The sequence below is a fragment of the Streptomyces sp. NBC_00104 genome, from assembly GCF_045160825.1.
GTDB lineage: Bacteria > Actinomycetota > Actinomycetes > Streptomycetales > Streptomycetaceae > Streptomyces.
Genome location: NZ_CP108215.1, coordinates 2,876,436 through 2,899,380, shown reverse-complemented (window position 1 = coordinate 2,899,380; position 22,945 = coordinate 2,876,436). Strand labels below are relative to the sequence as shown.

At 71.7% G+C, this 22,945-nt stretch carries 17 protein-coding genes; 7 read left to right on the top strand and 10 right to left on the bottom strand.

Features of this window, described 5'->3' with window-relative positions:
- Positions 1-105 precede the first annotated feature (105 nt).
- Positions 106-675, top strand: coding sequence for a dienelactone hydrolase family protein (locus OG272_RS12540; protein WP_326583459.1), 570 nt, complete (start codon positions 106-108; stop codon positions 673-675).
- A gap of 63 nt (positions 676-738) precedes the next feature.
- Here the strand turns inward: OG272_RS12540 and OG272_RS12535 are convergent, their stop codons facing one another.
- On the bottom strand, positions 739-2,418 hold the full coding sequence (locus OG272_RS12535; RefSeq protein ID WP_405893293.1) for an alkaline phosphatase D family protein: 1,680 nt from the start codon (positions 2,416-2,418) through the stop codon (positions 739-741).
- A 135-nt stretch (positions 2,419-2,553) separates the two neighbouring features.
- Positions 2,554-5,859 carry an AAA family ATPase gene (locus tag OG272_RS12530; RefSeq protein ID WP_405893292.1) on the bottom strand — a complete coding sequence of 1,102 codons (3,306 nt, stop codon included), beginning with the start codon at positions 5,857-5,859 and terminating at the stop codon, positions 2,554-2,556.
- A 276-nt stretch (positions 5,860-6,135) separates the two neighbouring features.
- Between OG272_RS12530 and OG272_RS12525 the strand changes: the two genes are divergently transcribed.
- Complete coding sequence (locus OG272_RS12525; protein WP_327730173.1) at positions 6,136-6,768, top strand: hypothetical protein; 633 nt, start codon at positions 6,136-6,138, stop codon at positions 6,766-6,768.
- 156 nt (positions 6,769-6,924) lie between these two features.
- Here OG272_RS12525 and OG272_RS12520 read toward each other — a convergent pair whose 3' ends face one another.
- The 3 genes from OG272_RS12520 to OG272_RS12510 all read right to left on the bottom strand — a co-directional run bounded on the left by OG272_RS12520 (position 6,925) and on the right by OG272_RS12510 (position 9,981).
- The gene (locus OG272_RS12520; RefSeq protein WP_326583463.1) at positions 6,925-7,725 is read right to left on the bottom strand and encodes a DsbA family protein; all 801 of its coding nucleotides are present in this window, start codon (positions 7,723-7,725) and stop codon (positions 6,925-6,927) included.
- 78 nt (positions 7,726-7,803) lie between these two features.
- Positions 7,804-8,490: a hypothetical protein gene (locus OG272_RS12515; RefSeq protein ID WP_327730174.1), complete on the bottom strand. Its 687-nt coding sequence runs from the start codon at positions 8,488-8,490 to the stop codon at positions 7,804-7,806.
- Positions 8,491-8,646: 156 nt separating this feature from the next.
- Complete coding sequence (locus tag OG272_RS12510; RefSeq protein WP_326583465.1) at positions 8,647-9,981, bottom strand: DUF2252 domain-containing protein; 1,335 nt, start codon at positions 9,979-9,981, stop codon at positions 8,647-8,649.
- Positions 9,982-10,196: 215 nt separating this feature from the next.
- Between OG272_RS12510 and dnaE the strand changes: the two genes are divergently transcribed.
- Positions 10,197-13,736, top strand: a complete 3,540-nt coding sequence (gene dnaE / locus OG272_RS12505; RefSeq protein WP_326583466.1) for a DNA polymerase III subunit alpha — start codon at positions 10,197-10,199, stop codon at positions 13,734-13,736.
- 152 nt (positions 13,737-13,888) lie between these two features.
- Here the strand turns inward: dnaE and OG272_RS12500 are convergent, their stop codons facing one another.
- The gene (locus OG272_RS12500) at positions 13,889-14,053 is read right to left on the bottom strand and encodes a hypothetical protein (protein WP_326583467.1); all 165 of its coding nucleotides are present in this window, start codon (positions 14,051-14,053) and stop codon (positions 13,889-13,891) included.
- A 242-nt stretch (positions 14,054-14,295) separates the two neighbouring features.
- Here OG272_RS12500 and OG272_RS12495 point away from each other — a divergent pair, with 242 nt between their 5' ends.
- The 4 genes from OG272_RS12495 to OG272_RS12480 all read left to right on the top strand — a co-directional run bounded on the left by OG272_RS12495 (position 14,296) and on the right by OG272_RS12480 (position 18,324).
- On the top strand, positions 14,296-15,516 hold the full coding sequence (locus tag OG272_RS12495; protein WP_326583468.1) for an NYN domain-containing protein: 1,221 nt from the start codon (positions 14,296-14,298) through the stop codon (positions 15,514-15,516).
- A gap of 145 nt (positions 15,517-15,661) precedes the next feature.
- Positions 15,662-16,687, top strand: a complete 1,026-nt coding sequence (locus OG272_RS12490; protein ID WP_326583469.1) for an ABC transporter ATP-binding protein — start codon at positions 15,662-15,664, stop codon at positions 16,685-16,687.
- Between the two features lie 106 nt (positions 16,688-16,793).
- On the top strand, positions 16,794-17,618 hold the full coding sequence (locus OG272_RS12485; protein WP_405893290.1) for an ABC transporter permease: 825 nt from the start codon (positions 16,794-16,796) through the stop codon (positions 17,616-17,618).
- 34 nt (positions 17,619-17,652) lie between these two features.
- The gene (locus OG272_RS12480) at positions 17,653-18,324 is read left to right on the top strand and encodes a DUF2567 domain-containing protein (protein ID WP_326583471.1); all 672 of its coding nucleotides are present in this window, start codon (positions 17,653-17,655) and stop codon (positions 18,322-18,324) included.
- Positions 18,325-18,503: 179 nt separating this feature from the next.
- Here the strand turns inward: OG272_RS12480 and ybaK are convergent, their stop codons facing one another.
- From ybaK to OG272_RS12460, 4 genes are all read right to left on the bottom strand, one after another.
- Positions 18,504-19,004, bottom strand: a complete 501-nt coding sequence (gene ybaK, locus OG272_RS12475) for a Cys-tRNA(Pro) deacylase (RefSeq protein WP_327730177.1) — start codon at positions 19,002-19,004, stop codon at positions 18,504-18,506.
- Between the two features lie 17 nt (positions 19,005-19,021).
- A complete protein-coding gene (locus tag OG272_RS12470) occupies positions 19,022-19,762 on the bottom strand; it encodes an LON peptidase substrate-binding domain-containing protein (RefSeq protein ID WP_326583473.1) in 741 nt (246 codons plus the stop codon).
- Positions 19,763-19,831: 69 nt separating this feature from the next.
- The gene (locus OG272_RS12465) at positions 19,832-20,842 is read right to left on the bottom strand and encodes a hypothetical protein (protein WP_405893287.1); all 1,011 of its coding nucleotides are present in this window, start codon (positions 20,840-20,842) and stop codon (positions 19,832-19,834) included.
- A 350-nt stretch (positions 20,843-21,192) separates the two neighbouring features.
- Positions 21,193-22,776: an oxidoreductase gene (locus OG272_RS12460; RefSeq protein ID WP_327730179.1), complete on the bottom strand. Its 1,584-nt coding sequence runs from the start codon at positions 22,774-22,776 to the stop codon at positions 21,193-21,195.
- Between the last annotated feature and the right edge of the window lie 169 nt (positions 22,777-22,945).

Sequence of the window (22,945 nt, the reverse complement as noted above, 5' to 3'; positions counted from 1 at the left end):
CTTCGAACGTAACCGGCCACACGGGGTCATGAACATGTGACTTCTGCCGCCCTCGGGGTACGGGCGCCCGGGCCCGTTGTCGGACCCGGCTGGCACCATGGCCTCATGAACATCATGCTGTTCCACTCGACCTACGGCCTGCGGCCCGCGGTGCGTCAGGCCGCGGACCGGCTGCGCGCCGCCGGACACGAGGTGTGGACCCCCGACCTCTTCGACGGCCGGACGTTCGACACGGTCGAGGAGGGCATGGCCTTCAACGAGGAACTGGGCAGGGAGGAACTGCTCAAGCGGGCGGTCCTGGCCGCCGCCCCCTACTCGGAGCGCGGCCTGGTCTACGCCGGGTTCTCCCTGGGCGCGGCGACCGCGCAGACCCTGGCCCTGGGCGACAAGAACGCGCGCGGACTGCTGCTCCTGCACGGCACGTCGGACATCGCCGCCACCGCCTCCGTGGACGACCTGCCCGTCCAACTGCACGTCGCCGGACCCGACCCCTTCGAGCCGGACGACTGGCTGAGCGCCTGGTACCTGCAGATGCGCAAGGCCGGCGCCGACGTCGAGGTCTACCGATACGCCGGCGCCGGGCACCTCTACACCGACCCCGACCTGCCCGACTACGACGAGGAGGCCGCCGAGGCCACCTGGCGGGTGGCCCTCGGCTTCCTCGACTCCCTCTGAGACCTTCGGGGTCCTACAAGTCCCGGTCCCGGTCCCGGTCCAAGTCCGAGTCTGTGGCGGGACCTACACGGGGTCGTACGTCCGCTCCACCTTCTGCGTCCCGCTCCGCGTCCGGTACGAGCGAGCCCAGGACGACGTCGCGCCGGCCTTCGTACGGTCGGAGAGGACGTAGAAGTCCATCTGCGCCCGCGCGGCGGTGATGTCCAGGACGCCGTAGCCGTGCCGGTCGGTGTCGACCCAGTGGACGTGCCGGTTGGCGGCACGGATCAGCGGGGAGGCCAGCGCGGAGATGGTGCCCTCGGGGGCCTTGACGAGGTCGTCGAGGTTGTCGGAGGTGACCGACGTGACGACGAACTCGGTGGCGGCGGAGGCCGACAGCGGGTACGTACCGGCGTTGACCGGCACGTCGTTGGCCCACGCCATGTGGATGTCGCCGGTGAGGAAGACCGTGTTGCGGATGGCGTTCTCCCGCAGATGGGCGAGGAGTTCGCGGCGGTCGTCGGTGTAGCCGTCCCACTGGTCGGGGTTGAGGGCGAGGCCCTCCTTCGGCAGGCCGAGCAGTTCGGCGAGGGGCTCGAAGAGGTCGGCGGTGAGGTTGCCGAGGGCGAACGGGGCGATCATCACCGAGTTGCCGACCAGGCGCCAGGTCGTGTCGGAGGACTTCAACCCGGCCTTCAGCCAGTCGAGCTGGGCCCGGCCGGTCAGCGTGCGGTCCGGGTCGTCGACCTCGCCGTCGCCGACCCCCACCTGCTGCGAGCGGAAGGACCGCAGGTCCAGCAGCGAGAGGTCGACGAGCTTGCCGAAGCGCAGCCGGCGGTAGGTGGTGCCCGCGATCGCCGGCCGCACCGGCATCCACTCGAAGTAGGCCTGCTTGGCCGCCGACAGGCGGGCCGCCCAGGTGCCCTCGGTGCCCTCGGTGTGGTTCTCGGCGCCGCCGGACCACGCGTCGTTGGCGATCTCGTGGTCGTCCCAGATGGCGACGACCGGAGCGGCCGCGTGCAGGGTCTGGAGGTCCGGGTCGGTCTTGTAACGGCCGTGCCGGACGCGGTAGTCGGCGAGGGAGACGATCTCGTGGGTGGGCGCGTGCGGCCGGACGACCTTGTCGCGGGTGCCGTACTCGCCGGTGCCGTACTCGTAGATGTAGTCGCCGAGGTGCAGCCACGCGTCCAGGTCGCCACGCGCGGCGAGATGGCGGTAGGCGGCGAAGTGACCGCCCTCCCAGTTGGCGCAGGAGACCACGCCGAAGCGCAGGCCGGTGGTGGTGGCGGCGTCGGCGGCCGGGGCGGTGCGGGTGCGCGCGGCGGGCGTGTCGGTGCCGCCGGCGGAGAAGCGGAACCAGTAGTTCGTGGCGGGGGCGAGGCCGCGTACGTCCGCCTTGACGGTGTGGTCGGAGGCGGCGGTCGCGGTCGTCGAGCCCTTGGCGACGATGTTCGTGAACGCCTTGTCCAGGGCGACGGTCCAGCCGACCTCGACGTCCGGGCCGAGACCGGAGCCGGGTATCGCGGCCGCGGTGGGCGTCACCCGGGTCCACAGCAGGACACCGTCGGGCAGCGGATCACCGGAGGCGACGCCGTGCAGGAAGGCGGGGGGCTCCGCCGCGCTCGCCGGGAACGCGGCGGCCGACGGTGCCGCGAGGACGGCTCCGGCCGCGGCCGCCTTGACGACCGTACGGCGGCTCGGGGCGGACGAACCCGTGGGCTGGGCGGGGGAATCGGGGCTGGAGTGAGATCTGCGACTGGTCACGGCCGATGAGATTACTGATCGGTAGGGCCACGGGTAAGACAGAAGTCCGAAATCCGCTCGATGTTCAGGTGGTCGTACGTTGTTCGTCGGTCGGCGACCGGGGCGGGGCGGCTTCCGGCCTGGGGTGACGTGTCGTCAGTCGGCGTACCGCTTGGCCAGGGTGATCAGGGCGGCTCGGTCGGTGCTGTCGGTGCGGTGGCGGAGGCTGGCGAGGTGCTTCTCGACCGTGCGAGGGGAGAGGAAGAGGTGTTCGGCGATCTCCTGGTTGCCGAGCCGGGCGCCGAGCAGCCGCAGGACCTCGTACTCCCGGGCGGTCACCCCCGCGCGCCGCAGTTCCCGAGGGATGGTCTCGTGGCCCTGGCGGCGGCGCGGCACCGGGGAGCCGGCGTCGCGCAGCAGGGCCCGGCACGCGGCCGACACCCGGGTCGTGCCCCGTTCGTGGAAGAACTGCTCGGCGGCGCGCAGCCATTCCACGGGCCGGCCCCAGCCGTCGACGAGTGCGGCCTGGGCGCCCAGACGCAGACAGAGATGGGCGGCCAGGGGGATCGCGGCGGTCCCGGCCAGCGCCTCCTCCGCCGCCTTGGTGGCCTCGGCGGCCCGGCCCTCGCGGCCCAGCAGCACGGCCCGGGACCAGCCGGCGAAGGGGCGGTCCCAGTGGACCTGGGTGAGTCGTTCGGTGCCGGGGCCGTCCAGTTCGGCCCAGTCGGTCGCGCCGCGCAGGGTGCGCAGCAGCAGGAACGGGCCGAGGAAGCCGGTGACGCCACGGGTGCTGGGCAGTGCCCGCATGACGCCGTCCGCCTCGGTGAACTCGGCCAGCGCACGGTCGGGTTCCTCCCGCAGCAGGGAGCAGATGCCCTGGGCCCAGCCCCACACGGAGGTGTCGGCGTAGCCCCACAGCGCCCCGGCGCTCCGTCCGGCGAGCGCGCGCTCCAGGGTGCGCAGGGTGGTGTCGAGCTTCTCCCGCTCCCCGAGCGAGGCGGCGATGATGCCCTCCACGCCGGCGCCGATCAGCTCCACCTCGCGCAGCCGCAGCCTGCGGGCCGTCGCCCGGAGCCGGCGCGCGGACTCCGTCGCCCGGTCCTGCTCGTCGCGCAGCACATGGGCGAGGGTCAGATGCATGTCGGCCCAGGCCGTCATGAGCACCGCGCCGGTCTCCTCGGCGGCCCCGCGCGCGGCGAGCAGCCGCTCCGTGCCGGTGAACCGGACCCGGTCGAGCACGCCCAGTTCCAGCAGGCCACGGATCCGCCACACCGGCAGCGCGTGGGCCTCGGCGATGGTGACCAGCCGTGCGAACGCGTCCTCCGCCTCGCCGAGGTCGTGGGGCCGCAGGCAGTACCCGAGCATGGTGAGCGCCTTGCAGGCGACCTCCGGCAGTCCCACCTCCTCGGCGGTCGCGACGGCGCCCTCGGCGAGCGCGCGGGCGCTCTCCAGCCGGTCCGGGCGCCGCGAGTTGAGCACCAGGTGGGCGGCGACCGCGTCCAGGGCGGCGCGGGACGCCGGGTCGGGCAGGTCGCCGAGCAGGTCCCTGGCCTGCCGTACGGCGGTCAGGCCCTCCTCCCACTGCTGGGCGGTCGCCGCGGCCCGCGCGCGGGTCAGAAAGCCCGCCGCCCGTCGGCCGGCCGGCGCGCCCCACACCGTCAGGACCCGGTCCAGCCGGTCCCCGAGTTCGGGTACGCGCCGCACGTCGCCGGTGAGGACCAGTGCGCCGAGCAGTTCCTCCAGCAGCCGGGCGACGGCCTCGGGTGGCGCGTCCGGCGTGTCGGCGGTCAACTCCAGGCCCCGGTCGAGCAGTTCCACGGCGGTCAGCAGCGCACCCCGCGCGACCGCCTGCCGACCGGCCCGCGTGAGCAGCACGGCCGCCCGCGCGGGTCGGCCACCGGCGACGCACAGCTCGGCGGCGAGGCGGTACAGGTCGTCGCCGGCGTCTCCGCCGAGCGGTGGGCGGGGTTCGCGGGGCCGGGCGGGCCGGGTGAGCGCGGGGGAGGGGTCGGGCTCGGCGGGCCGGGCGAGCGCGAGGGAGGGGTCGGGTTCGGGGCGCGGGGCGAGCGCGAGGGAGGCGTCCGGCTCCGCGCATGTCGGATCGGGGACGCCGACCGGCTCGGGGCCACGGGTGTTCCGCGCGGTCGGCGTGTCGAGGTCTGCCGTGCCGGGGGTGCCCGGGTGTGTCGCGTCGTCCGCGCCGACGGTCACCCCGTCATGGCCGACCCTCTCAGCCCCCTGAGAGCTCGCTCCCTCGGGGCCGGCCCCCCTCGCCGCCTCGATCGCGTCCGCCGCCGCCAGGCACAGGGCCGCGCGTTCCGGTGGGAGCAGCCGGCGGGTGATGGCATCGGCGGTCAGGGCGTGGCGGAAGCTGTGCCAGCCGGGGTCCGACGGGGCGGCGGCGCCGGAGACGAGGTGGGCGTGCGCCGCGTGGCGGAGCTGGGTGAGGGCGGTGGCGTGGTCCAGGCCGGCGGCGCGGGCGGCGATGTCCACGGGGAAGCGTCTGCCGAGGACCGCCGCCGCCTCCAGGAGGGCGATGCCGGGCGGCGGCAGCTGGTCCACGCGTTGGAGGACGGCGGCGGCGACGCCGGCCGGGACACCGGCGTCGAGCGAACCGGTCACCGTCCAGCGCGAGTCGCCTTCCCGGACGAGACCGCCGCCGTCGACCATCGCGCGCAGCAGCTCCTCCACCACGAAGGGGACACCCTCGGAAACGGTGTGCAGCCGTTCCAGGACCGCCGCCGGGACGTCCTCGGCGGAGTCGTGGCCCAGACACCGGCCGGCCAGCTCGGCGGTGCCGGCCGGCCCGAGGCGGGCGAGGCGGACCGTACGGGCCGTACGACGGGACGTGGCGGCCTCGGCGAGGTCGAGCGCCGGGCCGGACTCCCCGCGCAGGGTGGCCAGCAGGACGGTCCGCTGACCGGAGAGGTTGTCCGTCAGATAGTCGACGATGGCGAGCGTGTCGGCGTCCGCGTCGTGCAGGTCCTCCAGCACCAGGACGCAGCCGCCGTCCCGCCCGAGGACGTGCAGGAGCCGGAGCACCGCCTCCGCGTACCCGACGAGCGGTGCGCCGTCCTGCGGTGCCAGTCCGCACAGCCGGGACAGCAGCGGCTCGTAGAGGCCCAGGTCGCCGCCCGAGGGAGCTCCCTCGCCCCTTAACCCCGAGAACACGGCCTCCGCCAGCGGACGCAACGGCACCGCGCGTCCGGCGGACGCGGCCCGCCCGCGCAGGACCCGTGATCCGGTGTCCGCGGCGACGGACGCGGCTTCCTCGACGAGCCGGGACTTGCCGATCCCGGGCTCGCCCAGCACGAACACCGACGAGCCCCGCCCGTCGCGGGCCGCCCGGACGGCGGCCGCCAGAAGCTCCCGCTCCGCCTTCCTGCCGACCAGGGCGGGCGAGGACAACGACGAGAACGACGGCATCGACGAGAACGACGGCATCGAAGAGAACGACGACAACTCAAGGCCCCCTGCGCCCTGTTGGGATGGTCGTGGCAAACCCCCGTACGTCCCCGTACGACATCCCCCGCCGGGCACCCCTCGAATGCGCCTTCGAGGCGCGTACAGGGTAGCCCCCAGTTTCACAGGGGCCGCACAACTACATGGGGGATCTTCCCCGATACCCGGGGCCCCGGTGTCCGGCACGCTTCTGTTTCGGCAGGGCAGGGGGGACAGGGCATGGCCCGGGGGGACATGCCCTGCCTGCTTCTTTTTCTTTCGGCAGGGAGGTCGTCAATGCAGCGTGCCCGGATATGGGTCGCCGCCGGAGTGCTGGGCGTGGTCCTGTGCGGGTGCTCGTCACCCACCGGGACCACCGGGGGAGGCAGCGGCGGCGGGTCGTCGTCGGCCGGGGCCGCCGCGGACGAACCGGAGGTGCCGCTGACCACCCAGGACCTGGAGCGGGTCTGCACGGACGGGCTCGGCTTCGAGGGGCTGCCGGCCTACGACCGTACGAAGAAGACCGTGCACCCGGCGCAGCTCATGAACAGCACCGGTGACGGCTGGACGAGCAGCGTGCCCGTCGACGGCGACTTCCCCAAGGGCTGGTTCCTCGGCTACGAGGACAAGCCGGCCCAGGCGGAGCTGGTCGTCTGCGTCGAGCGCACCAAGGCCACCGCGACCGGCAAGGTCTGCGACATGGAGGCCGACGGCAAGCCGCTGAAGATCCGCACGTACAACACCGCGTACCGGCTGCGGGTCGTCGAGGCGCGCACCGGCAAGGAGCAGTACGAGCACAACGGCAAGGCCGAGTCGGACGAGTGCCCGGTCTACATCTTCACCTCGGACGACGAGGACGCCGACAAGTACTACAACGAGGTCCGGCCCGAGGACTACCGCAAGCGCGTCAAGCCGTTCATCGCACCGTAGCCGCCACATAAGTCGGGCGGGCGTTCCGGGAGATCTCCCGGAACGCCCGCCCGCTTGCGTGAATCCGTTGCGTGGATCCGTTGTGCGGATCCCTTCGCACGGACCTGTTCGCACGGACCTGTTCGCGCGGACCTGTTCGCGCGGACCGTGCGGCGGCTACTTGGTGACGCCCGCGTCCTTGAGCGCCGTCTCCCACGCCGCGACCGTGGACGGGTTGGTGATCGTCTTGTCGTTGATCTTGATGGTCGGCGTGGACTTGACACCGTCGGCGTCGTCGAAGGACTTGCTCATCCTCATCGCCCAGGCGTCGTAGGTGCCCTTCTCGACGGCGTCCTGGAACTTCTTGTTGTTCTTCAGCGCGTCGACCGTGTTCGCCACCTTGATCAGATAGCTGTCCTCGGCGAACTCGTCGGTCGACTCCTCCGGGTGGTACTTCGTCGAGTACAGCGCGGCCTTGTAGTCGATGAAGGCCTCGGGGCTGACGTTCAGGGCGGCGCCGAGCGCGCTCAGCGCGTTCTTCGAGCCCTCGCCACTGAGGTTGCCGTCGAGGAAGGTGCCGATCGTGAAGGAGAGCTTGTAGTCGCCGTCCTCCATGCCCTTGTTGACGGTCTCGCCGACGGTCTGTTCGAAGCTGGCGCAGGCCGGGCAGCGCGGGTCCTCGTACAGGTGGACCACGTTGTCGGTCTTGGAGTCGCCGAGCAGCACGGTGGTGCCGTTCTTGCCCGAGGTGTTGGCCGGGGCGACCACCGTGGCGTCGGCGGCCGCCTCCCACGAGGTGGGCTCGTTGTTCTGGACGACGGCGTAGCCGATGCCGCCGGCTATCGCGAGGACCGCGACGATCGAGCCCGCCACGATCGCCTGCCGCCTGACCTTGGCGCGCTTGGCCTGGCGCTCGCGCTCCAGGCGCAGCCGCTCACGGGCCGCCGACTTCGCCGCGTTGCTGTTCCGCTTGCTCATGTGGGTCAACTCCCTGGGGGACGCGCACACGGGGTGCGCGGATACCTGTGGTGGGGACTGCTCGTGCTCAGGAGGTGGTCACGCGAAGGTGACCGAGCACGGCGGTCCACGCCGTCCCAGGGAGTGCGCGAGGAGGAGGGTGCGAGGGGTGCCCCCGCGGTGCGCGGTGCGCGTCGGCCGGTGCTCCGCCCGGGCGGGCCGCACCATGACCGAGGCGACCGCGATCAGCAGCGGCCGGAAGCCGGCGGCGACCGCGGCGTCCAGCAGCTGGGCGAGGGCCCGCTCACCGCGCCGCAGCCAGGCGGCGGCCAGGAGGCCGACGCCGATGTGCGCGGCGAGCAGCAGCCAGGCGGCGCCCGGGCCGGCGCCCGCCAGCAGTGCGCCCGCCCGCTCGGAGCCGCCGGTGACCCGCGCCAGCGGTGCGCCGACGCTGCCGCCGCCGCACAGCATGTCCAGCCCGACCTGGCGCAGCGGGCCGGCGACCGGGCCGCCCGCCTCGCCGTAACAGGCGTGCTGGCCCGTGGTGAACACCGTGTCGGCGGCCAGCTCCAGCGGGATCAGCACACCGGCGATCCGCCCGAAGCCGCGCTCACGGCCGGCCAGCGCGTAGGCGACGAGGAAGACGGCCGCGGCGATCGCGGCGACGGTGGTGAGGGGGAGCGGGACCCCGGACAGCAGCACGTGCGACGCGGTGCTGAGCGTCACGACGACCGCCGTGAACAGCGCCGCGCGTACGGCTCTGAAGTGGGTCCCGGATATGTCCATGGCGTTGGAGAGTCTCCCACGTACGCACGTAAGGGACCGCTAAAGGGTCCGCTGAAAGGTCCCTGTGAGTGGGTGATGCCTCATTTCTCGGTGCTTCTCGTCTCGATACTTCTCGATGGCGGCCCGCGGGAGGGGTTCTCGGGGTTCTCGGGGTTCTCAGTGGTTGCGCAGGCCGGGGATCCGGCCGTTGCGGAAGAGGTCGACGAAGATCTGGTGGTCGGTACGCGCGCGTGCCCCGTACGTGTGCGCGAAGTCCACCAGGAGCGGCGCGAAGCCCTCCTCGTCGGCGGCGATCGCCGCGTCGATGGCCCGCTCCGTGGAGAACGGCACCAGGGACTGCCCGGTCAGGTCGTCCGCCGCCGCGTGCATCGTGGCCGTGGCCCGGCCGAGGTCGGCGACGACCGCCGCGATCTCCTCCGGGTCGTCGATGTCGCTCCAGTCCACGTCCACCGCGTACGGCGACACCTCGGCGACCAGCTGCCCGGCGCCGTCCAGCTCGGTCCAGCCCAGCCACGGGTCCGCGTGCGCCTGCAACGCCCGCTGGGAGATCACCGTGCGGTGGCCCTCGTGCTGGAAGTAGTCACGGATCCGCTGGTCGGTGATGTGACGGGAGACGGCCGGGGTCTGGGCCTGCTTGATGTAGATCACCACATCGTTCTCCAGGGCGTCGCTCTGGCCCTCCAGCAGGATGTTGTACGACGGCAGCCCCGCCGAGCCGATGCCGATGCCCCGGCGGCCGACGACGTCCTTCACGCGGTACGAGTCCGGGCGGGTCAGGGACGACTCCGGGAGCGTCTCCAGATAGCCGTCGAAGGCGGCCAGCACCTTGTAGCGCGTGGCCGCGTCCAGCTCGATGGAGCCGCCGCCCGGCGCGAAGCGGCGCTCGAAGTCACGGATCTCCGTCATGGAGTCGAGCAGCCCGAAACGGGTCAGCGAACGGGCGTCGCGCAGCGCGTCCAGCAGCGGGCCCTGGGCGGTGTCCAGCGTGAACGGAGGCACCTCGTCCCGCTTGGCGCCGGCCGCTACGGCGTGGATCCGCTCGCGGTAGGCGGCCGCGTAGGTCTCCACCAGCTCCGTGATCTGCTCGTCGCTGAGCGCCTTCGCGTACCCGATGAGCGCCACGGAGGCGGCGAAGCGCTTCAGGTCCCAGGTGAAGGGGGCGACGTACGCCTCGTCGAAGTCGTTCACGTTGAAGATCAGGCGGCCCGTGGAGTCCATGTACGTGCCGAAGTTCTCCGCGTGCAGGTCGCCGTGGATCCACACGCGCGAGGTGCGCTCGTCGAGGTACGGGCCGGACGCCTTCTCCTCGTCGAGGTCGTTGTAGAAGAGGCAGGCCGTCCCCCGGTAGAACGCGAAGGCCGAGGCCGCCATCTTCCGGAACTTCACGCGGAACGCGGCCGGGTCGGCGGCCAGGAGCTGGCCGAAGGCGGTGTCGAAGACGGCGAGGATCTCCTCGCCGCGTCGCTCGTCGCTGAGCTGCGGAACCGACATCGCTGGGTGCCTCCTGGTGGATCACGGGTGGGTCGACTGCAAGAACGTGCGGGGGCGCGCGGGAGTGCCCGCGACCCCTCCCCGAAAGGTACGGGGGACAGCCCTCGCCGTGTCAGTGCCGAGGCATAGACTTCGACGCTGTCCCCCAGACTGTCCGCAGCCCGTGGGGAAGTCGTTCACGCTTGTTTCCCCTGTGTCCCTTGGAGGCCGAAGCCGTGTCAAAGCCGCCGTTCACGCACCTGCACGTCCACACCCAGTACTCGCTGCTGGACGGTGCCGCGCGGCTCAAGGACATGTTCAACGCGTGCAACGAGATGGGCATGACCCATATCGCCATGTCCGACCACGGCAACCTGCACGGGGCGTACGACTTCTTCCACACCGCGAAGAAGGCCGGCGTCACCCCGATCATCGGCATCGAGGCTTACGTCGCCCCCGAGTCCCGGCGCAACAAGCGCAAGATCCAGTGGGGCCAGCCGCACCAGAAGCGGGACGACGTGTCCGGTTCGGGTGGTTATACGCACAAGACGATCTGGGCGGCGAACAGGACGGGCCTGCACAACCTCTTCAAGCTCTCCTCGGACGCGTACGCCGAGGGCTGGCTGCAGAAGTGGCCCCGGATGGACAAGGAGACCATCTCCCAGTGGTCCGAGGGGCTCATCGCCTCCACGGGCTGCCCCTCCGGCGAGTTGCAGACCCGGCTGCGCCTCGGTCAGTTCGACGAGGCGCTGAAGGCGGCCTCCGAGTACCAGGACATCTTCGGCAAGGACCGCTACTTCCTGGAGCTGATGGACCACGGCATCGAGATCGAGCACCGGGTCCGCGACGGCCTCCTGGAGATCGGCAAGAAGCTCGGCATCCCCCCGCTGGTCACCAACGACTCGCACTACACGTACGCGCACGAGGCGACCGCGCACGACGCGCTGCTGTGCATCCAGACCGGCAAGAACCTCTCCGACCCGGACCGCTTCCGCTTCGACGGCACCGGCTACTACCTGAAGTCGACCGACGAGATGTACGCCGTCGACTCCTCGGACGCCTGGCAGGAGGGCTGCGCCAACACCCTGCTGGTCGCCGAACAGATCGACACCACGGGCATGTTCGAGGCCAAGAACCTCATGCCGAAGTTCGACATCCCCGAGGGCTTCACCGAGGTCACCTGGTTCCAGGAGGAGGTCCGCCGCGGCATGGCCCGCCGCTTCCCCGGCGGCGTCCCCGACGACCGTCAGAAGCAGGCCGAGTACGAGATGGACGTCATCATCCAGATGGGGTTCCCGGGATACTTCCTCGTCGTCGCCGACTTCATCATGTGGGCCAAGAAGCAGGGCATCGCGGTCGGTCCCGGCCGTGGTTCCGCGGCCGGTTCGATCGTCGCGTACGCCATGGGCATCACCGACCTCGACCCGATCCCGCACGGTCTGATCTTCGAGCGGTTCCTCAACCCCGAGCGCGTCTCCATGCCCGATGTCGACATCGACTTCGACGAGCGCCGGCGCGTCGAGGTGATCAGGTACGTGACGGAGAAGTACGGCGCCGACAAGGTCGCCATGATCGGCACCTACGGCAAGATCAAGGCGAAGAACGCCATCAAGGACTCCGCGCGTGTGCTGGGCTACCCGTACGCGATGGGCGACCGGCTCACCAAGGCGATGCCCGCCGACGTCCTCGGCAAGGGCATCGACCTCAACGGCATCACCGACCCCTCCCACCCGCGTTACAGCGAGGCGGGCGAGATCCGGTCGATGTACGAGAACGAACCGGACGTGAAGAAGGTCATCGACACCGCCAAGGGCGTCGAGGGCCTGGTCCGGCAGATGGGTGTGCACGCGGCCGGCGTGATCATGTCCAGCGAGCCCATCGTCGACCACGCCCCGATCTGGGTGCGGCACACCGACGGCGTGACCATCACACAGTGGGACTACCCGCAGTGCGAGTCGCTCGGCCTGCTGAAGATGGACTTCCTGGGCCTGCGCAACCTCACGATCATGGACGACGCCATCAAGATGGTGAAGGCCAACAAGGGCATCGACCTGGAGATGCTCTCCCTGCCGCTGGACGACCCCAAGACCTTCGAACTGCTCTGCCGCGGTGACACTCTCGGCGTCTTCCAGTTCGACGGCGGCCCGATGCGTTCCCTGCTCCGCCAGATGCAGCCCGACAACTTCGAGGACATCTCCGCCGTCTCGGCCCTCTACCGGCCAGGCCCGATGGGCATGAACTCGCACATCAACTACGCGGAGCGCAAGAACAAGCGCCAGGAGATCACGCCGATCCACAAGGAGCTGGAGGAGCCGCTCGAAGAGGTCCTCGCGGTCACCTACGGCCTGATCGTCTACCAGGAGCAGGTGCAGAAGGCCGCCCAGATCATCGCCGGGTACTCGCTCGGCGAGGCCGACATCCTCCGCCGCGTCATGGGCAAGAAGAAGCCCGACGAACTGGCGAAGAACTTCGTCCTCTTCCAGGCGGGCGCCCGGAAGAACGGCTACAGCGACGAAGCCATCCAGGCCCTGTGGGACGTCCTGGTCCCCTTCGCCGGCTACGCCTTCAACAAGGCCCACTCCGCCGCGTACGGACTCGTCTCCTACTGGACCGGCTATCTGAAGGCGAACTACCCGGCCGAGTACATGGCCGCGCTGCTCACCTCGGTCAAGGACGACAAGGACAAGTCGGCGGTCTACCTCAACGAGTGCCGGCGCATGCGCATCAAGGTGCTCCCGCCGAACGTCAACGAGTCCGAGCACAACTTCGCCGCCCAGGGCGACGACGTCATCCTCTTCGGCCTCGAAGCCGTGCGCAACGTCGGCACGAACGTGGTCGAGTCGATCATCCGCAGCCGCAAGGCCAAGGGGAAGTACGCCTCCTTCCCCGACTACCTCGACAAGGTCGAGGCGGTCGCCTGCAACAAGCGCACCACGGAGTCGCTGATCAAGGCGGGCGCGTTCGACACGATGGGGCACACCCGCAAGGGCCTCACCGCGCACTTCGACTCGATGATCGACAACGTGGTCGCGGTCAAGCGCAAGGAGGCCGAGGGCCAGTTCGACCTCTTCGGCGGCATGGGCGAGGAGGAGAACACCGAGCCGGGCTTCGGACTCGACGTCGAGTTCACCACCGACGAGTGGGAGAAGACCTATCTCCTCGCCCAGGAGCGGGAGATGCTCGGCCTCTACGTCTCCGACCACCCCCTCTTCGGCCTGGAGCACGTGCTCTCCGACAAGGCCGACGCGGGCATCGCCCAGCTCACCGGCGGTGAGCACGCGGACGGCGCGGTCGTCACCATCGGTGGCATCATCTCCGGCCTCCAGCGCAAGATGACCAAGCAGGGCAACGCCTGGGCCATCGCCACGGTGGAGGACCTCGCCGGTTCCATCGAGTGCATGTTCTTCCCGGCGTCCTACCAGCTCGTCTCGACCCAACTCGTCGAGGACGCCGTCGTGTTCGTCAAGGGCCGCCTCGACAAGCGCGAGGACGTGCCGCGGCTGGTCGCGATGGAGATGCAGGTCCCCGACCTGTCGAACGCGGGCACCAACGCGCCGGTGATCCTCACCATCCCGGCCACCCGCGTCACCCCGCCCATGGTCAGCCGGCTCGGCGAGATCCTCAGCCACCACAAGGGCGACAGCGAGGTCCGGATCAGGCTCCAGGGCCCCACCAAGACGACCGTACTGCGCCTGGACCGGCACCGGGTGAAGCCTGATCCGGCCCTGTTCGGCGACCTGAAGGTGCTGCTCGGCCCGTCCTGCCTGGCCGGCTGAGCGGACCTCGGCGGTCCGGCGGGCGTGCGCTTGCGACGACCGACGGGCGTGAACGCGTGACGGCCGACAGGCGTGAACGCGTGAGGGGCGCATCCGGTGTTCCGGATGCGCCCCTCGGTGTACCTGGGCTGCAACAGCCCGTCCTGCGGAGGTCAGTTGTGACCGAAGCGCTTCTGCCGACCCTTGCGGGCCATGTCGCCGGGGGTCACCTGGGTGGTCCGCTGCTCGGCCTGCGACTCCAGTGAGGACTGCTGTGCCTCCTGCTGACCACGCTCGGACTGCGGCTGCTTGCGGTCCTGCTTCTTGTTCTTGGCCATGGTGATCTGCCTCCTGTGGGGGATCTAGGGGCCAGGGCCGCGACCAGACTCACATAGCATGACAGGGCGCGCATTTCGGAAAATCACCGTCAGTGACGAGAGTTGTCGGACCGTGCGCCGCGTCGAAAGCGCGCACGGCGCATACGCCACGCCGAAGATCGAGTTCCGGCCGTTAACCTCCGCGTGGTCGGGCAGACTCGAAGGAAGCCCGAAGCAAACCTCCCGGAAAGAGGGTGGATCGCGTGGACCGCTGCATCGTCCTGGTGGACGCCGGGTATCTGCTCGGCGCGGCCGCCAGCCTCCTCGCCGGGGAACCCTCCCGCTCCCGCATCACCGTCGATCACGCCGCCCTCATCCAGGGGCTGCGCGAGCGCGCCGAGGCCGACACCGAGCGGCCGTTGCTGCGCATCTACTGGTTCGACGGCGCCCCCGACCGCGTCCCGCAGCCCGAGCACCGCAGGCTGCGCGTGATGCCCCGGGTGACCGTCCGGCTGGGCGCGCTGACCCGGAGTGACGGGCGGTGGGCGCAGAAGGGCGTGGACGCCGCCATGCACGCCGAGCTGACCGAACTGGCCCGCAACGGCGCCTGCTCCGACGTGGTCCTGGTGACCGGCGACGGGGATCTGCTGCCGGGCATGATGGCCGCCAAGGAGCACGGCGTCGCCGTACACCTGTGGGCCGTGCAGGCCGCCGACGGCGACTACAACCAGTCCGAGGACCTGGTCGCCGAGGCCGACGAGCGGCGCGTGCTCGACCGGATGTGGATCACCAAGGCCGTACGGGCCAAGGACCTCGGCGGGGTCTGCGCACCGCAGTCGGTGCCGCGGCCGGAGATCGCCGCGATCCTGTCGGCGCCGCTGCCCGAGTCGGCCCTCGCGGCCACCGAGCGGCCGGCCGTGGAACCCGAGCACGCCTCGGCGGCCGACGCCGCGCGCAACGGGAGCGAGGAGCGGGCGGCCGCGCCCAAGGGCGTACCGACGCCGAAGGATCTGGCGGCCATGCGCGGGCCCGGAACGCATGCCGTGCAGCATCCGGCGACGGCCACGTTGCGGTGGTCCTCCGACAAGGGGTGGGTGGACCGGCCCGGGGGCGCGACGGAGCCGCCTGAAGCGTCGGCGATGCCGACGCTGGCGCAGCTGACGACGGCGGAGCAGCGATGGGCCGACCGGGAGGAGGACATCACGACGGTCGGGGGCGACCCCTTCGAGGTCGGGCAGGTGTTCGCCCGGCGGTGGATGGCCCGGCTGACCGATCAGTCGCATCTGCAGAAGCTGTCGGGGATGTATCCGCGGGTGCCGCACCGGGTGGACGGGGAGTTGTTGCGGTACGCGGCACGGTTCGGGCTGCTGGCGCACAAGGACGATCAGATCGATGAGCATGACCGGTACGCGATTCGGGCCGGGTTCTGGCGGGAGATCGATGTGCGGACCGGGGCGGAGCACGCACCGGCGGGGGAGCGGTAGGGGCGCCTGACAGCTCCGGGCCGACTGTTCGCGGGCGGCCGCGGGTTCGGTCGTGGCTGGTCGCGCGGTTCCCCGCGCCCCTTGAGGGAGCGGCTGGACGCCCCGGAGGGAAATCGGCCCCCGGGACCCCGTAGGCTCGTCCCTCGTGAGTACGCGTACGGCACAGGCGGTCCGGCATGGTGGGGATGTCGTGTGTGCTGTGCGGGGGCTCACGAAGACGTATCCGGCGACGCGGGGACGGCGGGGTACGCCGGGGACTCCCGAGGTGCGGGCCAACGACGCGGTGGCCTTGGAGGTCCGGCGCGGGGAGATCTTCGGGCTGCTCGGGCCCAACGGCGCGGGCAAGACCACTCTCGTACGGCAGCTGACCGGGCTGATGCGGCCCGACGACGGCACCGTCGACATCCTGGGCCACGACATCGTGCGCCATCCCGAGCGGGCCTCTCGGATCCTCGCCTATCTGGGGCAGGAGTCGACCGCCCTGGACGAGCTGACCGTGGCGCTCGCCGCGGAGACCACCGGGCGGCTGCGCGGACTGGAGGTACGGCGGGCGCGGGCCGAGCGGGACGCGGTGCTGGAGGAGCTGGGGCTGACCGGGCTCGCCGCCCGGCCGCTCAAGAAGCTGTCCGGCGGCCAGCGGCGGCTCGCCTGTTTCGCCACCGCGCTCGTCGGGGAGCGGCCCCTGCTCGTGCTCGACGAGCCGACCAGCGGCATGGACCCGGTGGCCCGGCGGGCTGTGTGGGCCGCCGTCGACCGGCGGCGCGCCGAGTCCGGCACCACCGTCCTGCTGGTCACCCACAACGTCATCGAGGCGGAGACCGTGCTCGACCGGGTCGCCGTCCTCGACCAGGGGCGGGTCATCGCCTGCGACACCCCGGCCGGACTGAAGGAGCAGGTCGCGGGCGAGGTGCGCGTCGACCTGGTGTGGCGGGAGAAGGCACCGCTGGACGTGCCCGAGGTCGCCGCGCTGCGCCCGCGCGCCGTGGAGTCCGGGCGCCGCTGGACGCTCCGGCTCGCGCCGGAGGAGGCGCGCGCGGTGGTGGCCACCGTGACCGGGGGCGCCGCCTTCGTGGCGCTCGACGACTTCACCCTCGCGACCCCGAGCCTGGAGGACGTCTACCTGGCGCTCGGCGGCAGCGCGGGCAGCGTGCAGGGACTGGTCAAGGGGTGAGGGACGCGGGCGTGAGCCGGAGAACAGTCGGTGCGGATGTGAACGGCAGGGCTGCCGAAGCCGTACGAAAATGGGCGACAGCCGAGGCGAAGAGGAGCAGCTCGACGTGAGTGTCGTACCCGCCGAGATCCTGCCGGGCAGCGCCCTGGCCGTAGAGGAGCGTGTGCCGCGCGGAGCCGCCGAGCTCGGGCCCCGCGCGCGCCTATGGCCGTCGCTCTGCGCGGTGTACCGGGCGCAGCTCTCCCGGGCGCGGGTCGCGCGGATCCCGCTGCTGTTCGTGGCCACCTTCCAGTCGATCGGGATCATGATCCTGATGCGCGGAGTGGTGGACGGCGGGGCCGAGGCGCATGCCGTGGTCGCCGGTTCGGCGGTGCTCGTCGTCGCCTTCGTCGCGCTGAACCTGCTGGCCCAGTACTTCGGGCAGCTGCGGTCCAGCGGCGGGCTCGACCACTACGCGACGCTGCCGGTGCCGCCGGCGGCGGTGGTGCTGGGCGCGGCGGGGGCGTACGCCTCCTTCACCGTGCCGGGGACGGTCGTGACCGCCGTCTTCGGCTGTGTGCTCTTCGGGCTGCCGCTGACCCACCTCTGGCTGCTCGCCGCCGTGATCCCGCTCGCCGGGGCCGCGCTCGCCGGGCTGGGCGCCGCGCTGGGCCTGCTCGCCCCGCGCCCCGAGCTCGCCACCGTGCTCGGGCAGCTGGGCATGTCGGCGGCGCTGCTGCTGGGCGTGCTGCCGGCCGACCGGATGCCGGGTTTCATCCGGTTCGCGCGGGACCTGCTGCCGTCCACCTACGGCGTGGATGCCTTCGCGCGGACGTTCGAGCCGAACCCCGACTGGGCGTTCGTGCTCGGTGACCTCGCGGTGTGCGCGGGGGTCGGGGTCGTCTCGCTCGCGGTCGCCACCTGGGCGTACCGGCGGGCCGCTGTCCGGTGACGCGGCGCACCGCCGCGCCTGGCACGATGGCAGAGTGACCGCACCGTTGACTCCTCCTCCGCCGCCGCACAACCACTCCCCGAACGACCCCTGGGCTCCCCCGCCCACCGGCGGTGGGGGCGAGGCGGATCTCTGGTACGAGCCGGAGAAGCCGGCGGGCCCCGGACTGAGGACCGAACTGATCGAGGCCGCCGTCGTCACCGCGGTCATGGCCCTGCTCGGCGGTGCGCTCCTGGGCGTCCTGTGGTGGTGGCTCGCGCCGCACGTACCGCTCGTCTCCGACGGGTCGGCGGTCTACTTCAAGGACACCGAGGGCGAACAGGCCGCCGGTGTCGACGGAACGTTCACACTGCTGGCCCTGGGCGCCGGCGCGCTCAGCGCGCTCGTCGTCTTCCTGCTGCGCCGGCGCGGCGGGGTGCCCCTCGTCGTGGCGCTCACGGTCGGCGGGCTGCTGGGGGCCGTGCTGGCGTGGCGGCTCGGCGTGTGGCTCGGGCCCGAGACCGATGTCGCGGCACGGGCGAAGGAGGTCGGGCAGGGGGTGACGTTCTCGGCGCCGCTCAAGCTCGGCGCGAAGGGCGCGCTGCTGGCCTGGCCGCTGGCGGGGTTGCTCGTGCATCTCGGACTGACCGCGTTGTTCGGGCCGCGGGACCCTGAGCCGTTCGAACCGGAGCAGCCCAAGGACGGGTACGGCGCGCCGGTCGCGTGACCTCCTGGGCGCCTGGTAGCTCGGGGGTTCTGGTGCGTTGGCGGGTGCGGGCCCGGTGGGGCTTCTCGCGCAGTTCCCCGCGCCCCTGAATGATTCAGGCCCCTGCTTTTCAGGGGTGGGGGAACTGCGCGACCAGCCCCCACCGGGCCCGCACCCGACAACGCACTGACCCGGCGGCGTCACACGCGAGCGATCGGCGCCGCCACCGCTTCCGTGAGCTTCAGAAGATCCTGCGGGGACAGTTCGACCTCCAGGCCCCGGCGCCCGGCCGAGACGCAGATCGTGTCGTGGGCGTCCGCCGACACGTCCAGCACCGTGCGGAGCTTCTTGCGCTGGCCGAGCGGGGAGATGCCGCCCCGGACATAGCCCGTCGTGCGCTCCGCGAGGGTGGGATCGGCCATCGCCGCGCGCTTGCCGCCGACCGCCGTCGCCAGCGACTTCAGGTCCAGCGAACCCGCCACCGGAACGACCGCGACCACCAGCGCGCCGTCGACGTCCGCCACCAGCGTCTTGAAGACCCGCTCGGGGGACACGCCCATCGCCTCGGCCGCCTCCTCCCCGTAGGACGGATGCGCCGGATCGTGCTCGTAGGCGTGCACGGTGAACTCCACGCCCGCCGCGCTCAGGGCCACCGTCGCGGGCGTGCCGCCCGCCTGCTGCTTCTTCGACTTCTTCGCCATCGGCCTTCTCGTGTACGTCAGTTGAGGCTCGTCGGGCTCCGCGTCAGCTCCGACGCGGGCAACGACGGCAGACTACGGATGATGGCGGACTCGGCGCGCAGGAGTTTCAGCTCGTCGCGCAGACGGGACGCGGTGTCCGGGGCCTGCAGAAGCCGCTGCTTGGCGGGGGTGTCGAGCATCATCGCCGCGGCGACCAGGTACGAGACCACGGCCGGCTCGTCCGGGAGGTCCGCCCCCGTCGACAGGGACCGCTCCCGGGCGCCCGCGAGGCGCTTCTGGTACTGGCGGAACGCCCGCAGGACGCCCTCGGCGAGCGCGCCCGCCTCGTCGCCCGCGTCCTCCGGCAGTTCCTCCAGGTCCGCCACGAGGAAGGGACCCGAGGCGTCCACGGAGAGCAGGCGCACACGGGTGGTACCGGTCGCGAGGACCTCGAACGTGCCGTTGTCGCGCTCCCGGATGGTGGCCGCGTCCGCGACGCAGCCCACGGAGTGGAACGCCTTCGTCGGTTCGTCGCCGAAGCCGGCGGTCGGGCCCCGGTCGGGCAGGGCGGTCGGATCCGGCATGCCGGGGGCGCTCGGCGCGACCTCGTGGCCGTCGCGGATGGCGACGACGGCGAAGCGGCGGGGTTGGTCCTCGGGGGTCTTCAGCAGCTCGCGCATCATGGCGCGATAGCGCTCCTCGAAGATGTTCAGAGGAAGCACGAGCCCCGGGTACAACACCGAGTTCAGGGGGAAGAGCGGCAGCCGGACGGTGGTCACGAGGCCAGAGCCTAATGGTCGTCGGGGCGCACGCGTTCGTCCGTACTCGTTTGGTGACCCTCGGGAGAGCTACCCTTCGGCCCGCGCCGGCCTCTCCGGCCGTGCGCGGAGCGGGATCGAGCACGCCACTTCCAGCCGCACGCCGTCGCGCAGCTGGAGGAACTGGCCCAGCGGATCGTCCGACACCCGGTCCCAGGGAAAGGACGTGGCGTACGGGCCGATCATGCGTAACTGGGTCAGGGCGTCCGGCCAGCGCTCCAGCCGGACCAGGACATAGGTCAGCAGGTTGCGGACCTCGGCCGGCCAAGGGTCGCCGGGCCCGTACTCGGCGGAGAGCGCGATCGCGCCGTCCGCCGCCTCGTCCAGGCGCGCGCGGGGGATCACGGCCCCGCCGCCCTCGGCGAGGTACGCGAAGACCGCCCGCACCGGCAGGGCCCGGACGAGGGAGCCGGGAAGCGCGTCCTCGGCGGCCCGCTCGGCGAAGTCGAAGCACTCGCGGTGCGAGCCGTACCAGGAGGCGGACAGATACTTCAGGGCCGAGACATGGCAGCCGTAGTGGTGCGGGGAGCGGCGGACCGCCTCCGCCCACAGCCGCTCGAAGCCGGAGTGGCCGAGGCCCGTGCCGCGGGCGTGGTCGAGGGCGATCCGCCAGGGCACGGGGTCACGCGGCTCGGCCTCGGCGGCCGCGGCGATCAGCGGACCCACCTCGCGCAGCAGTTCGACCCGGGCGGGGGAGTGCCAGCCGCGGGCCACCGCCAGCTCGGCCTTGATCAGCAGGACGTCCGGGTCGTGCGGGGCGGCCGCCTGCCAGGCCCGCAGCCACTCGCCGCGCGTGTGGGCGAAGGCGGTGAGCCGCAGCGCGTACCGGTCGCGGTTCTCCCACTCGGCGGCCTCCCGGGTGGTCGCCAGCAGCTTCGCCGCGGGCGCGTACTCACCGCGTCCGGCAGCCACCAGCGCGGGCCCGAGCCGCTCGTCGGGGGCGTCGAGCAGTACCTCGTCGTCGTCGGGCAGACCGGCGGCGAGCCGTGAGGTGTGGCGTGCCATCCGGGCGGTACGGACGAGTGCGCGCAGCGGACCCATGGCGCCAGGCACCTCCTTGCGCCTAGGGCCCTTCTGATGGATCTCCGTGGCGTCGCGACGCCCGGCACGCACGCTCGCCGCGCGGTGCGAAGGGACAGGTGGCTCCGCCACATGACCCTCCGCGCCGCACGTCGATCGCACGCACCGAACGCCGCTCCTTCCTCCACGGAGATCCATCAGAAGGGCCCTGAGCCGGCGCCGCTCTCACGGATCGGGTTCTCACCATCGTGGATTCGTCATCGTGGATTCGTCATCGATGGTTTCGGTATCAAGACGGCGGGAAGGTGATTCAGGTTGTCTGCCGCCCAGATTAAGGTCCGGACGGGCGGTCGGTTCCCGGGCGGAATCGGTCAGTTCCTGCTCAGGAGGCGGGTGGCGCCCGCCGCCACCGTCGTCGCGAGGATCCAGCCCAGGATGATCACCACAGCCGCCAGCCACTGCCAGCCGCCGCGCAGCTGCCAGTAGCCGACCTGGCCGAGATCGACGATCGGCAGCAGCAGGTCCAGGGCGAACAGGGACGCGCTCCAGTGCGGGTGCTCGCCGCTCTTCATCGGCGGATGGTCGGCGTGCGAGAAGGCGTACGAGGTCAGCGCCCACAGCACCGCCATCCACACCGCGGCCCGGCCCGGCCGGTACCCGTACGCGACCGTCCAGTCCTGCGCGTAACCCCAGAGCTTGGCCGCGAGCGGCAGGTTCTCCCGCCGGTGGCGCTGTTTGGCGAGGAGCACCTCACGGGCACCCTCGTCGTCCCCGCCGGCCCGCAGCACGGTCGCCAGCCGCTCGTACGGCTCCGGGCTGTACTCGGCGGTCGCCGCCGCCACCCACTCAAGCCGCCTGGCCAGCGGGAACCGGTCGCGCGGTACGAGGGTCTCGTACTGGAAGCCGCCCATGTGGAGGTTGCCGGGGCCGGGCCAGCTCTCCGACTTGTCGACCAGGACGCCGACCCGGGCCCCCGACAGGACGACCTTGCCGCGCTCGGGCCTCTCACCGAGGAAGCGCAGCTCGGGCACCTGGACGCGGCGCAGTGAGAGCTCCTGCTCATCCGTGAAGGTGAACCGGGCCCGCTCCAGGTCGACGGAGTCACCGAACCGCCCGTCGTCCAGCCGGATCCCGCCCTGGCACTCGAACCGCTGGACGCGGGTGCCGCGCGCGGGTGTGCTCCCGCTGGTGTGCAGCGGATTGCCGAGGCCGGCCGGGGTCAGATAGAGGGTGCGCTCGACGGTCAGCTGGGGCGCGTTCAGGGCGAGGCGGCCGTAGGGGTTGGCGAGCCGGCTGCCGCGCAGGCTGAGCGAGGCGCCGACGGTCGCTCCGCGCAGGCTCAGCTCCCCGTGCGACTCCAGCATCTCGGCCTGTACGTCCTGGGCGACGGTCAGTCCGTCGGCGGACAGCGAGCGGCCGTGCCGGTCGCGGTAGACCACCGCCTGGTTCAGCAGCAGGTCGGTGCCGATCTGCGCGTCCGCGAGCCGCACCCCGTTGTGGAACCGGCAGCGCGGCAGATGCAGATCGCCCTCCGTGTGCAGCCGGGCCGCCTCCAGCCGGGGCACCGAGCAGTCCACCAGCCGTAAGGTCGTGAACCGGGTCTCCGGCAGCAGGATCTCCTTCTCGAACCGGCAGCCCTTCAACTCCACGTACGGCACCACCTGGCCGCCCGCGAGCTCCAGGACGTCCTTGATCTGGACGCCGACCAGCTTCAGCGCGGACACCCGGCCGGCCAGCGCGGGCGGCCCGTCCAGCAGCAGCCAGGCCACGATCCGGGCCCGGACGGTCCGCTCGGGCCCCCAGGGATGGCCGCCGTGCGGATCGTCCACGGTGATGTCCCCGTCGCGCAGGTCGTACACGCTGCCATTGCGGAACGCCTGCCACATGCCCGCTTCGGCGGCGGTCAGGTCCTCCGGCAGGTCTCCGTCGTCCCGGAGGCCGGCACCCTCGCTCACTGCTCTTCCTTCCCCCGTCCTCCGTACTCGCGTGTATCACGCAACTGTTTACGCTGGTGATGCCCGCTGAGTCACACCCTGAACACAAGACGTGAAGAGGATCTTCCGGGTTCCCGCGCGGGCCCGTATCAGCCATTGGAACGCGCGGACGGCCGCCTGCGCGGGTCTG